Genomic DNA, 11,956 nt, shown 5'->3' with positions numbered 1-11,956 from the left:
CGGTCATGGTCCTCACGTACGTGATGAGTGGTGGACGCTCAGATCCCGGTGCCCCGGTGCACGCTCACCGCGCCGTGCCCGGCCAGCCGGTGGCGGGCCCGGGCCAGGGAGACGACGGAGCGCAGGGCCGCCCGCTGGGGCAGGTGGGAGCCGTGCATGCGCAGCAGGGACAGGGTGAGCCAGGGGCCGGTCATGTCGAGGAAGGTCGGCGCGGCGTGCACGTCGTCGATGTCGAGCACGGTGAGCCGGCGGACGTGCCGCTTCAGCAGTTCGGTGTCCGTGGCGGGGACGATCTCGTCGCGGCGGCTCGACACGTAGGCGACGGGCACCTCCAGGGCCTGGAGCTGCTGCTCCGTCAGCGCCCAGTCGCGCATGTGGCGGCCGATCTCGTCGGAGCCGGTCCCGGCCATGTGCGCGAGGGTGTCGACGGTGACGGCGGGCAGGGCGCGCTGCCAGTCGGGGTCGGTGTAGAAGCGGCTGACGGGCGTGCTCATGGTGACGACGCCGCTGATCCGGCGGTCCTCCAGGGCGCAGCGCAGGGCGGTGTGGCCGCTGAAGCTGAGGGCCATCGCGTAGACGCGGGCCCCGTTCAGCCGGTCCTCGACCGCGTCGATGATGCCGCTCAGCATCCGCCAGCTGTCCGGTCCGTAGGGCACCGTGTTGGAGCCCGTGCCGGGCATCTCGGTGGCGATGCCGCTCAGGCCGAGCTTCGCCAGCCGCAGCAGGATCTGCGCGTACTGCTCCTTGGTGCTGACGATCCCGCCCAGCACGATCACGCAGGGCCGGTCGCCGCGGACCGGGAGGCCGGTGGTGTAGCACTGGACCCGGCCCTCCGGCAGTTCGATGTCGAGGGGCTGGAGACCGGCCCCCGACTCGCTCTGCCAGCGCGCGAAGGTCTCCTGACTTCTCGTCAGCGCCTCGGCTCTCGCCGGGCCGTCGACGAACGGGAACCGCGCGACGTAGTAGAGGCTGCACGCGTCCTGGAGTCTGCCCTGCCGTTCGGACTCCGCCGCGGCGGCGGACCACTCGGCGGTCCATGAGCCGGGGCCGTCCCCGTCGTGCGCGATGCGGGCCAGAACGCTCTCGCAGCGCTCCAGGGGAACGCGTTGGGCGCGGGCGTGCGAGATCGCGAACTGCTTGAGTTCCTCGACGTTGTTCATGACATCCTTCGGAGTCTGGACCGCCGGCCCGCCGGCGGTGTCGCGCCGGCCGGGGCGGCGGGCACCGGTGTCACCGGGTGACCGAGCAGCCGGCCACGGCCAGTCCGGCCGGATCGGACAGCGGGTCGAGGCGCCGGTCCTCCATGAGGATGGCGTGGTGGAGGTCGCGCAGCGCCTGGCAGGGCTCCAGGCCGAGGTTGGCGTTGATCACCTGGCGGGCGCTGTGGAAGGTGGAGAGGGCGTCGGCCTGCCGGTCCGAGCGGTAGAGCGCCAGCATCAGCTGCCGGTAGAACGTCTCCTGGAACGGGTGCTCGGTGGTCAGCGCGTAGAGCTCGCTGACGAGTTCACGGTGCCGGCCGAGGGCCAGCTCCGCCTCGATCATCATCTCCAGGCACTCCAGCCGGGACTCCTCCATGCGCCGGGAGTAGCCGGCCAGGATGGGACCGCCCTGCAGCCCGCCGAAGGGGGAGGAGCCGTGCCACAGGTCGAGGGCGGACCTCAGCTCGGTCGACGCGGCGACGTACTCCTGCCTGCGCAGCTGCTCCCGGCCGACGTTGACCATCTTCTCGAAGCAGCGGGCGTCCACCTCGTCGGGGCCCAGTTGCAGCATGTAGCCGGGGGACCTGGTGATGATCTGCCCGCCGGCCGGCCTGCGCTGTTTGAGGAACTTGCGGAGCCTGGATATGTTCACATGGATACCGGCGGCGGCCCGCGACGGCGGTTCCGCGTCCCATAACTCGGTCACCAGGGATCCGAAATTCACCACGTGGTCGGCCCGGATCAACAGCACGGCGAGCAGGATCTCGAGTTTGCGCGACTCCAGCAGCGCGCGTTCCCCGTCGACGACCACGCAAAAAGATCCCAGGATTTCGTAGAGCATAACCTTCTCCAGTGGGCCTTTTGGCCCGCGTCGGCGTCAGTTACGGCAGGAAGCCGAAGAAGACGGTACTTCAACACGCGCCACCGGCAGGCTTTCTCCGGCCGGTGGCGCCGACTCCGGGGACGCCCTTGTCAGACCCGTTCGAAGACCAGTCCGGCCTTGATCCACTTGCTGGACTCGACCGCGACGCACAGGCCGCGCTCCCCCGGCGCCATCTCGGCGAACGCCCTCTCCAACTGGAGGAAGGGCAGGGAGTTGCCGGTGTTGCCGGTCGTGTTGACGACGGAGACCTCCTCCGCGCCGGGCACCGCGAGGCGCTCCACGATGCGCGGGGTCATCCGGCCGGAGAGCTGCGGCGGCAGCAGGTAGTCGATGTCCGCGCGCTTCCAGCCCAGGCCGTCGAGGAGTTCCTCCAGGATCTCGACCGCCATGCCGGGGACGGACTCCTCGATCATCTTGTAGTTCTCGCTCGCGGGGTTGCGCTCGCCTCCCCGGTAGGCGGCGCCGTACCACTCCAGCGACTGCCCCGACTCCCGGTTCAGGCCGGTGAGCCTGGTGAACACCCGCCGGATCGTCGCGGCGCCGGCGTCGGTGTCCCGGCGCAGCACGGCGGCGCCGGCGCCGTCGCCGAACAGGACGAGGTTGACCAACTGGCCGGGCGGCAGCGCCCGGAGGTCGCGCTTCAGGTCGAAGTGCTTGGCGGTGACCTCGCCTCCGATGACCAGCGCCGTGCGGTAGCGGCCGGTGGTCAGCAGGTCGTGGGCCAGCTCCAGGGCCTGGATGGCTCCCGAGCAGCCGGACTGGAGCTGGTAGGTGGGCACGTTGTTCACGCCGAGCCGGTCGGCCACGACGTTGACCGTCGCCGGCATCAGCATGTCCGGCATGGCGGTGCCCATGACCACCAGGTCGATCTCCTCCACGCCCACCCCGGCCCCGGTCAGCGCCCGCCGGGCGGCGGCGGTCGCCAGGTCGGCGAGCGTGCAGTACTGCTCACCGGTTTCGAGGTCGGTCGCCAGGTGGCGGGTCCGCGTCTCGATGAACGTGTCGACCCATTGCTGCCACAGCGCGTCCATTCGGAACGCCTTCGCGAGCATCGCGGTGTCGACGGGCTCGCCCGGGAGCTCGGTCCCCACAGATAGGATGCGGATCTCAGTGGATGGCATGGACCCATCGTCGGAGGACATTCTAAAAAGCCGACGCACCGGGACTTACGGACGCCTCCGCCGGCCGCCCCGGCCACGGCGAACCGCCTGGTGAACGCGCTCCGTGCGCGTTCGGGCAGGCACCCAAGGCAGAAACCAGACGCGGGTTAGCGGCCGTTTAGCGGAGATCGCGAGTATTGCGGGAAAGCGTCAGGACAATGGGACAGAAGGGCCGAATATGCGCCTCACCGCAAAAACGCCGCGTATCCTCACCACGCTGGCCGTCGTGCTCCTCGCGGGCAGCCTCACCGCCGGGACGGCCGCGGCCGACACCTCCGCCACCGCCGAACTGCCCGCGGAGCTGAAGGCGTCCGCCGGCAAGCACGCCCCGTCCGTCGAGGCCCTCGTCAAGTCGCTGGGCGGCTCGAAGCGGGGCTGCGTGGTGCTCGCGCCGCTGACCGAGCGGTTCATCGAGGGCCATGTGACCGGGGCGGGCCCCGACCCGACGAAGCCGCGGATCGGCCAGCACGGCGTCTACTCGATGCGGATCTACAACGCCGCCGGCGAGGTCATCGGCGAGCAGCGCGACGGCACCACCGACGTCTACAAGCAGACGCGCGACGGGCACTTCTGGGTCCACGGCGTCGAGGACTTCAAGCTCAACGACGGCTCCATCCACGCCGAGGGCAACTACGACCTCACCGCCACCCTGGAGCACGAGTGGCAGGTCGTCCCCGCGTACGGCACCAGCGGCCGCTACAAGGGCCTGCGCGGCTACGAGTTCTTCTACGACGTCACCAACCCGACGCTGTTCAAGCTGGCGTTCATCCTCTGTCGCTGAGTCCCCGGGACTCGATCGGGCAAGGCCTGACGGGCACCCCGCGGACCCAGGTCCGCGGGGTGCCCGCCGCGTTCGGCGTCCCGACGCGGCGTCAGTTCGCCCGTGCGGTCCCGAACCAGGCGGCCAGGGCGTCCAGCAGCCGCTGCCCGTCCGCCGTCCCGTCCACGACGTCGCCGGCCCAGGCCACGTGGCCGTCCGGGCGGATGAGCACGGCCGCCGCGGGGGCCGGGGCGGCCGGCTTGGCGCCGACGACGTCGACGCGGTCCCCCCAGCCCCGCTCCACGGCGGGCGGCGGCGTGTCGCCGGACAGGACGAGCAGCACCCCGCGGCCGCCCCTCAGCAGCTCCGCGACCGTGGTCGGGCCGCCCGCCTCGGTGACCAGGTCCAGGTCCGGCATCCGCCGTCCCAGCAGGGAGGTCCCCGCCGCGCCCGGCCGCTCGTCGGACGGCCCGCCCGGCACCGCGTACCGCACGCCCACGCCGGTGACCTCCTCCATGATGTGCCGGTGCACGTCGTCGTAGCCCATCAGCTGCTGGAAGAGCGTGCGCAGGTCGCGCACCCAGTCCATCGGGAACGTCATGGCCTTCTGGGCCTCGGTGTTCGTCAGGACCGACCGGCCGACCGGGTGCCGCTCGCTGTGGTAGGTGTCCAGCAGCCCCTCGGGCGCCCAGCCGTTGACGGCGGCCGCGAGCTTCCAGCCGAGGTTCGCCGCGTCCGCGATGCCGAGGCTCATGCCCTGGCCGCTCTGCGGGTAGTGGATGTGCGCCGCATCGCCGGCGAGCAGGACCCGTCCCGCCCGGTAGCGCTCCGCGAGCCTGGCCGAGTCGCTGAACCGCGAGAGCCAGCGCGCCTCCCCGAGCCGGACGTCCTCGCCGGTGACCCGGCGGATGGACTCCCGCAGCTCGTCCAGCGTGGGGGTGCCCCGGGACGGGGTCGGCACGTCGTACTCGATCGTGGTCACCCGGAAGCCCGAGGGCTCGATCGGGGCCACGCCGAAGATGCCGCCGGGGTAGCTGAGCGGCGTCCGGAACTCGACGGACGTCTCGATGGACGCCACGTCGCCGAGGATCCCGTGCACCTTGGGACCGGTGCCGGGGAAGGCGATCCCGGCGAGCCCGCGCACCGTGCCGGCGCCGCCGTCACAGCCCACCAGGTACTCGCACCGCAGCTCGTAGCTCCCGTCGCCGCCGTCGACGCTCACGACGACGCCCTCGTCGTCCTGGCGCAGGCCGACGACCTCGTGCCCGCGCCGGATCTCGACGCCCGACTCGACCGCGTACTCCTCCAGCAGGCGCTCCACCTTGAACTGCGCGATGGAGAGCGTGTACTTGTGCCGACTGTCCAGCTTGGTGAGGTCCATCGGCAGGCCGGCGAAGTGGCTCACGGGCACCGGCGTGCCCTCCGCCAGGAAGCGCTCCAGCAGGCCGCGCTGGTGAAGGAGTTCGGCGGTGCGCGCGTTGAACCCCAGGGCGCGCGACTGCCCGCTGGGCCGCTCCAGCCGTTCGAGGATCACGCTCTCCACGCCGTTCAGCTTCAACTCGCAGGCGAGCATCAGCCCGACGGGACCGGCACCCACGACGGCGACGGTGATGGGCATACAGACTCCTTCGGAGCGTCCGGGGACGCTCCGGCCGCCGGAGACGACGCCACCGCGCCTTGCCACGTGCCAAAGAGCGCGCCCTGCGGATCAGGTCGGTTCAGTCGGTTCAGCGTGGTGAACGCTAGCCAGCGGTTCTTGCACCCTGCTAAAGGACGCGCGGCCCCCGTCCCGGACGGGGGCCGCGCGGGGCGGTGCGCGCTCAGTCCCGCGGCTCCTCGCGCCGTCCGTCCGTGACGGCCAGCGCGCTGATCACGGGCCGCAGCAGGTCGATGATCTCCTGCGGCGGGGCGTCCTTGAGCCCGTCCAGCTCCAGCAGGTGCCGGCCGAGGATGACGCCGAGGATGGTGGCACTGATCAGGCTGCCCCGCAGCGCGGCGTCGTCGCTCTCGATCGCCCGGCTGATCTGCTCCAGCTGGTCGGCCGCCGTCCGGCGCACGCCGTCCCTGGCCTGCTCGTGGGTGAGCATCGAGCGCAGGAGGGCGAGCGAGGCCGTCGGCTCCGTCACCAGCCGGTCGGCGAGCGAGGAGAGCAGTGACTCGACGATGTCGGCCGGGGTGCCGTCGATCGTCTCGTCGCCCGGGACGCTGGTGGCCCTCAGGAAGAGCTCCTCCTTCGAGTTGAAGTAGTGCATGACCAGGCCCGGGTCCACCTGCGCGGCCTCCGCGACGGCCCGGATGGTGGTGCGCTCGTAGCCGGAGCGCGCGAAGCCCTCACGAGCCGCGACAAGGATGCGCGACTCGGTCTGCCAGCGCCTCTGAGCACGTGTCACTCGCGAGGAATCGTTCGCCATGCCTTGATTCTACAGTCGTTGACCGAGCTTCAGGCTTCGTTCTATGGTTGTTGAATCAACGGGTGTTCAATGAATGGAGAGCCCACCATGGCGAGTAAGTCCTCGCTCACCTCCGACCCGGGACTGGAGTCGCCGCCCAGTGCGGAAGGCGAGTTCGTCTGGACGAAACGGCACGTCATGGCCTTATTCGTGCTGTGCGCGGCACAGATGCTCGAAGCCATCGACGTCACCGTGGTCAACGTCGCTCTCCCGACGATCAAGACGAGCCTCGACTTCTCCGAGGCCGATCTGCAGTGGGTCGTCAACGCCTACACCGTGCTGTTCGGAGGCTTCCTGCTGCTCGGCGGACGCTCCGGCGACCTGCTGGGACGCCGCCGGGTCATGATCGGCGGCCTCGCCCTGTTCACCGCGGCCTCGCTCGCCTGCGGCCTGTCGCAGAACGCCGGCATGCTGGTCGGCACCCGGGCCGTCCAGGGCATGGCGGCCGGCTTCATCGCGCCGATGACCCTCGCGATGCTGGCGCAGATCTTCCCGCAGGGCCCCGCCCGCAACAAGGCCGTCGCCATCTGGGGCTCCGTCGCCGCCGTCAGCGGTTCGCTCGGCCTCATCGTCGGCGGCCTGTTCGTCGCCGGCCCCGGCTGGAACTGGGCCTTCTACGTGAACATCCCGATCGGGCTGCTCATGATCCTCGGCGCGCTGCGCTACCTCGCCCCGGACCAGCCGACCAGCCGCCACCGGCAGTTCGACGTCGTCGGCGCGATCACCTCCACCTGCGGCCTGAGCGTGTTCACCTACGCCGTCGTGCAGACCAGCACCCACCCGTGGTCCTCCGGCCGCACCATCGGCCTGCTGGTCACCGCGGTCGTACTGCTGGGCTACTTCGTGGTCCACGAGAACTTCTTCAGCAAGGAGCCGCTGGTCCCGTTCGTGCTGTTCCGCAACCGCACGGTGACCGGCGCCAACGTCGTCCAGGCGCTCGCGACCTCCGGCCTGTTCGTGATGTTCTACGTCGCCACCCTGTTCATGCAGGAGGTGCTGCACTACTCGGCGATCAAGACCGGCGTGCTCTACCTGCCGTGCACGATCTCGCTCGTCCTGTTCGCCGCGATCGTGCCCGCCCTGCTGCCGAAGCTCGGGGTGCGCTGGCTGACCGCCCTCGGCTGCGCCATCGCCGGCGTGGGCCTGTTCCTGTACTCCGGGATCTCGGCCGACAAGGGCGTGATGGGCAACTTCATCATCCCCTCGCTCTTCCTCAGCCTCGGCCTGGCGCTGGCCTCCATCCCCATCACGGTCGCCGCCGTCCACGGCGTCGAGTCCGCGCTGACCGGCGTCGCCTCCGGCATGGTGAACGTGACCCGCACCATCGGCGGCTCGCTCGGCCTGGCCATCATCTCCACCATCGCCACCGCCAGGACCACCGACCTCCTCGGCAGCGGCGAGAGCGCGGACGTCGCACTGACCGACGGCTTCCAGTTCGCCTTCGAGATCAGCGCCGTGCTGATGGCGATCGCCGGCGTCGCGGCGATCGCCTTCTTCCGCAGCGAAGGACGGGGCGAGAAGATCGACCTCACGGCCCTGGCCACCGCCGGCGTCGACAAGTGACCTCCGGGGCAGCGGGGCGCCGAGCGGCCTCAGGCCGAACGCGCACCCGCTGCCTCGGCGTCCGGCGCGACGGCGTCCGACCCGTCGTCCGCACCGTCACGGGCCGGCGTGTCCCTCAGCATCCGCAGCGGCGCGCACATCAGCAGCGCGACGACCAGGACCGCGACGGCGGCGATCTCCATCCCGGGGACCAGACCCTGCACGAAGGCGCTCGACGCGTGCTCGTGGAGGGTCTGCCCCGCCGAAGCGCCCATCGCGTCACCGGCCTCGGCGACGTTGGCGACCGACGCGTACACCTCGTCGGCCCGGGCCGCGGGCACCTCGGCGCCGGACACCGACAGTTCCCGCACGTACTCGCGGGTGACGACCGTCCCGATGATGCCCACCCCGAGCGCACCGCCCAGGTTGCGCAGCGCGTTGATGAAGGCACTGCCGTTGGCCGCCACCTCCGGCGGCAGCGACTCCAGCGCCGCCGACACGGCCGGGGCCTGGGCGACACCGCCGCCGAGGCCCGCCAGGCCGAACGCGCAGGTGACCAGGGCGTCCCCGCTGTCCGCGGAGGCCCGGGTGAGCAGGGCGAGGCCGACGCCGAACACCAGCGAACCGCCGACCACGACCCAGCGGGCGCCGAGCCTCCTGCTCAGCCGGTCGGCGGCGAGCGAGCCCACCACGACCAGGAGGGTGAAGGGGATCAGCCGAAGGCCGACGGCGAGGGCCGGCAGTTCGAGGACCGACTGGAGGTACATCGGCACGATGAACAGCGCGGCCGTCAGCGAGAAGGCACCTACCACGATCGTCGCCTGCGCCCACAGGAACCGGGCGTTGCGGAACGGGGCCAGCCCGATGAGCGGCTCCGCCGAGCGCTTCTCGCAGACCATGAACCCCACGAGGACCACCACGCCCGCGACCATCCACAGCGCCGCGTCACCCCAGCCGTTCTCCGCGTCGATCGCCCCGTAGACCAGCAGCAGCCCGCCCGCGGACAGCAGCACGACGCTCCACACGTTGATGCCGGACCGGGGCATCTGACGGGCCGACGGCAGCACCCAGAAGATGAGCGGCAGCACGAGGGCCACCGAGAGCACGTTGATCAGGAAGATCCAGCCCCACCAGAAGTACTCGACCAGCCCACCGCCCAGCACCGCACCGAGCGGCGTCGCCAGCGCGACACCCGCCGCCCAGACGCCGATCGCCTTCCCCCGCTCGCTCTCCCGGAACAGGATGGTGATGAACCCCGTGCTCAACGGCAGCACCACCGAGGCGCCGATCGCCATGACCACACGCATCGCGATGAGCGAACCCGCGGTGGGCGCGAAGGCCGTCGCCGCCGAGGCCACCCCGAACAGGACCAACCCCCAGACCAGGACCCGCCGGTAGCCCCACCGGCCGCCCACCGCCGGTACCACCAGCATGAACGAGGCGGAGGTGATGCCGTACACCGCGACGATCCACTGCAGCTCACCGCTCGTCGCGTGCAGGTTCCGCTCCACCGCCGTCAGCGATACGCTCACCACGATCAGGTCCATGAACGGCACCAGCACGCATACGCAGAGAACGGCCACGGCCAGCCAGCGCCGACGCCCCGACTGCTCCCCTCCCGCACCATCGTCGTCGCGCACTCTCTCATCGGTCATCTGCCTCAAGGCACTGCTCCGCATCTCGGTCGAGCCGTCGGGAAGAACGGACCGCACACCGGGGCATGATCGCTCAAGCCCGGCCGGGCAACGGAGAAGCGCGGGCGGCGCCGGCGACCGGCAGTGCCGGCCGGTCCTCCACGGAACCGCTGGTCCACTCGGCGGTCAGCATGTCTCACGCGCCTAACACACTTCTTGAGCTCGCGTCAGCAGGACAAAGGGTCCGCTTCGGGCGCCGCGTGGAGAACCCGTAGAAGCGCCTGCAACGGACGAACCCGCCCAGACGCGATTCAACCCCCATCACCCGCACGTCAGTTAGCGCGGATCAAGACCGTCGTTAGCACCCCGTGTTTACGTAGTGCCGATTGGCTCCTTCACCTTTTGGGACCAACGGGACAAAGCACTCAGCGGAGTTTAGACGATGGGGGCAGTAATCGCCATGTCGAGCCAGGCTGCTAATTCTTCGACAGAACGCAACGAGCATGACGTGGCGGTCATTGGAATGGCTTGCCGCCTTCCCATGGCCTCAAATCCATCGGCATTCTGGAGCCTTCTCCGGGATGGCCGGGACGCCATCACGGACATTCCCGAAACCCGCTGGAAGCCGGATTCCCTGCCCTTCCAGGAAAATGAGATTCCGCGCCGCGGAGGCTTCCTCGAAAATATCGACGGATTCGATTCCCGCTTCTTCTCGATATCCCCCCGCGAAGCCGCCGCCATGGACCCCCAGCAGCGGCTCGTACTGGAGTTGAGCTGGGAGGCGCTGGAGGACGCCCGCATCGTCCCCGCGGCCCTGGACGGGACGCGCGCCGGGGTCTTCATCGGCGCCATGGGCGACGACTACTCGGCCCTGGCCCACGGGGGCGGGGTCGGCGCCATCACGTCGCACACGCTGACCGGCCTGAGCCGAGGCCTCATCGCCAATCGCGTCTCCTACACGCTGGGGCTGCGCGGACCGAGCCTGACCGTGGACTCGGCCCAGTCGTCGGCGCTCGCCGCCGTGCACCTGGCCTGCGCCAGCCTCCACTCGGGAGAGGCCACGATCGCCCTGGCCGGCGGCGTGAACCTGATCCTGGTGCCCGAGAGCACCGTCGGGGCCGCGCGCTTCGGCGCCCTGTCGCCCGACGGCCGCTGCTACACCTTCGACGCGCGGGCCAACGGCTACGTCCGCGGCGAGGGCGGCGGTCTGGTCGTGCTCAAGCCGCTGGCCGAGGCGCTCGCCGACGGCGACACCGTCTACTGCGTGATCCGCGGCAGCGCACTCGGCAACGACGGCACGACGAGCAGCCTGACCATCCCCGCCCAGGAGGCGCAGGAGGAGGCGTTGCGCCAGGCGTACCGGCGGGCCGGGGTGGAGCCGTCGGAGGTCCAGTACGTCGAGTTGCACGGCACGGGGACCCGGGTCGGCGACCCCATCGAGGCGGCGGCACTCGGCGCCGTCGTGGGTGCGCGGAAGCCCGAGGGTTCCCCCCTGCTGGTCGGCTCGGCCAAGACCAACGTCGGCCACCTCGAAGGCGCCGCCGGCATCGTCGGCCTGCTGAAGACGGCCCTCAGCATCAGGCACCGGGCGCTGCCCGCGAGCCTGAACTTCGCCACGCCTAACCCGGAGATCCCGCTCGACCGGCTCAACCTGCGGGTGCAGCAGGAGCTCACGTCGTGGCCCGACGAGGACCGGCCGCTGGTGGCCGGGGTCAGCTCGTTCGGCATGGGTGGGACGAACTGCCATGTGGTGTTGGGGGAAGGGCCGGTCGGGGGGTCCGACGGTGGGACGGGTGCCCCGGCTGAGGTGTCGTTCGAGGGGCCGAGTGTCTGGCTGGTGTCGGGCAAGTCGGCGGACGCGTTGGCCGATCAGGCTGCTCAGCTGCACGCGTTCGCCGCCGATCGCCCGGAGGTGGACGTCCGTGACATCGCCCATGCTCTGGCGACCACCCGTACGGCGTTCGAGCACCGTGCCGCCGTCATCGCCCACGACCGCGGCGAGTTGCTGGACGGGCTGGCCGCGCTGCAGGAGGGCCGGCCCTCGCCCCACGTGGTGAGCGGTCCGGCCGATCACCGGCCGCGGGGGAAGACGGCGTTCCTGTTCACCGGACAGGGCTCACAACGCGCCGGCATGGGACGCGAACTGCACGCGGCATCACCCGTGTTCGCGGCCGCTTTCGACGAGGCCTGCGAAGCGTTCGCCCCGCACCTGCCCCACCCCCTGCGCGACGTGATGTGGGCCGACCCCGACACCGACCCCGACACCGCCGCCCTGCTCCACCAGACCCACTACACCCAACCCGCCCTCTTCACCCTCCACACCGCCCT

General features: G+C 70.7%; 9 protein-coding genes. 3 read left to right on the top strand and 6 right to left on the bottom strand.

Going from position 1 to position 11,956, the window contains the following annotated elements:
* Positions 1-38: 38 nt before the first annotated feature.
* The 3 genes from ACFZBX_RS35245 to ACFZBX_RS35235 form a co-directional block, all read right to left on the bottom strand.
* Positions 39-1,160 (bottom strand): alpha/beta hydrolase, encoded by a 1,122-nt coding sequence (locus tag ACFZBX_RS35245; protein ID WP_391537896.1) that lies wholly within the window; start codon positions 1,158-1,160, stop codon positions 39-41.
* Positions 1,161-1,230: 70 nt separating this feature from the next.
* Positions 1,231-2,040, bottom strand: a complete 810-nt coding sequence (locus ACFZBX_RS35240; protein WP_391537895.1) for a BTAD domain-containing putative transcriptional regulator — start codon at positions 2,038-2,040, stop codon at positions 1,231-1,233.
* 131 nt (positions 2,041-2,171) lie between these two features.
* Positions 2,172-3,203 (bottom strand): 3-oxoacyl-[acyl-carrier-protein] synthase III C-terminal domain-containing protein, encoded by a 1,032-nt coding sequence (locus tag ACFZBX_RS35235; RefSeq protein ID WP_391537894.1) that lies wholly within the window; start codon positions 3,201-3,203, stop codon positions 2,172-2,174.
* 217 nt (positions 3,204-3,420) lie between these two features.
* On the opposite strand from ACFZBX_RS35235, the gene ACFZBX_RS35230 reads away from it, so the two are divergent.
* Positions 3,421-4,023 (top strand): hypothetical protein, encoded by a 603-nt coding sequence (locus ACFZBX_RS35230; protein WP_391537893.1) that lies wholly within the window; start codon positions 3,421-3,423, stop codon positions 4,021-4,023.
* A gap of 91 nt (positions 4,024-4,114) precedes the next feature.
* Here ACFZBX_RS35230 and ACFZBX_RS35225 read toward each other — a convergent pair whose 3' ends face one another.
* Together ACFZBX_RS35225 and ACFZBX_RS35220 are read right to left on the bottom strand one after the other, a co-directional pair.
* Positions 4,115-5,620 carry an FAD-dependent monooxygenase gene (locus ACFZBX_RS35225; RefSeq protein WP_391537892.1) on the bottom strand — a complete coding sequence of 502 codons (1,506 nt, stop codon included), beginning with the start codon at positions 5,618-5,620 and terminating at the stop codon, positions 4,115-4,117.
* A gap of 202 nt (positions 5,621-5,822) precedes the next feature.
* Positions 5,823-6,392, bottom strand: a complete 570-nt coding sequence (locus ACFZBX_RS35220; RefSeq protein ID WP_391537891.1) for a TetR/AcrR family transcriptional regulator — start codon at positions 6,390-6,392, stop codon at positions 5,823-5,825.
* Between the two features lie 108 nt (positions 6,393-6,500).
* On the opposite strand from ACFZBX_RS35220, the gene ACFZBX_RS35215 reads away from it, so the two are divergent.
* Positions 6,501-8,015, top strand: coding sequence for a DHA2 family efflux MFS transporter permease subunit (locus tag ACFZBX_RS35215; RefSeq protein ID WP_391537890.1), 1,515 nt, complete (start codon positions 6,501-6,503; stop codon positions 8,013-8,015).
* 29 nt (positions 8,016-8,044) lie between these two features.
* Here the strand turns inward: ACFZBX_RS35215 and ACFZBX_RS35210 are convergent, their stop codons facing one another.
* Positions 8,045-9,649: an MFS transporter gene (locus ACFZBX_RS35210; RefSeq protein WP_391537889.1), complete on the bottom strand. Its 1,605-nt coding sequence runs from the start codon at positions 9,647-9,649 to the stop codon at positions 8,045-8,047.
* A gap of 421 nt (positions 9,650-10,070) precedes the next feature.
* Between ACFZBX_RS35210 and ACFZBX_RS35205 the strand changes: the two genes are divergently transcribed.
* The coding region (locus tag ACFZBX_RS35205) for a type I polyketide synthase (protein ID WP_391537888.1) at positions 10,071-11,956 on the top strand (1,886 nt) is incomplete at its 3' end.

This window comes from Kitasatospora sp. NPDC008115 (assembly GCF_042957205.1).
Taxonomy (GTDB): Bacteria; Actinomycetota; Actinomycetes; order Streptomycetales; family Streptomycetaceae; genus Kitasatospora.
The sequence above is the reverse complement of the archived record's forward strand: the minus strand, read 5'-3'. Positions and strand labels throughout refer to the sequence as shown.

Bases quoted from the DNA above. Each gene is read 5' to 3' on its own strand.
- ACFZBX_RS35245 (WP_391537896.1), bottom strand. From the start codon at position 1,160: ATGAACAACGTCGAGGAACTCAAGCAGTTCGCGATCTCGCACGCCCGC.
- ACFZBX_RS35240 (WP_391537895.1), bottom strand. From the start codon at position 2,040: ATGCTCTACGAAATCCTGGGATCTTTTTGCGTGGTCGTCGACGGGGAA.
- ACFZBX_RS35235 (WP_391537894.1), bottom strand. From the start codon at position 3,203: ATGCCATCCACTGAGATCCGCATCCTATCTGTGGGGACCGAGCTCCCG.
- ACFZBX_RS35230 (WP_391537893.1), top strand. From the start codon at position 3,421: ATGCGCCTCACCGCAAAAACGCCGCGTATCCTCACCACGCTGGCCGTC.
- ACFZBX_RS35225 (WP_391537892.1), bottom strand. From the start codon at position 5,620: ATGCCCATCACCGTCGCCGTCGTGGGTGCCGGTCCCGTCGGGCTGATG.
- ACFZBX_RS35215 (WP_391537890.1), top strand. From the start codon at position 6,501: ATGGCGAGTAAGTCCTCGCTCACCTCCGACCCGGGACTGGAGTCGCCG.
- ACFZBX_RS35210 (WP_391537889.1), bottom strand. From the start codon at position 9,649: ATGACCGATGAGAGAGTGCGCGACGACGATGGTGCGGGAGGGGAGCAG.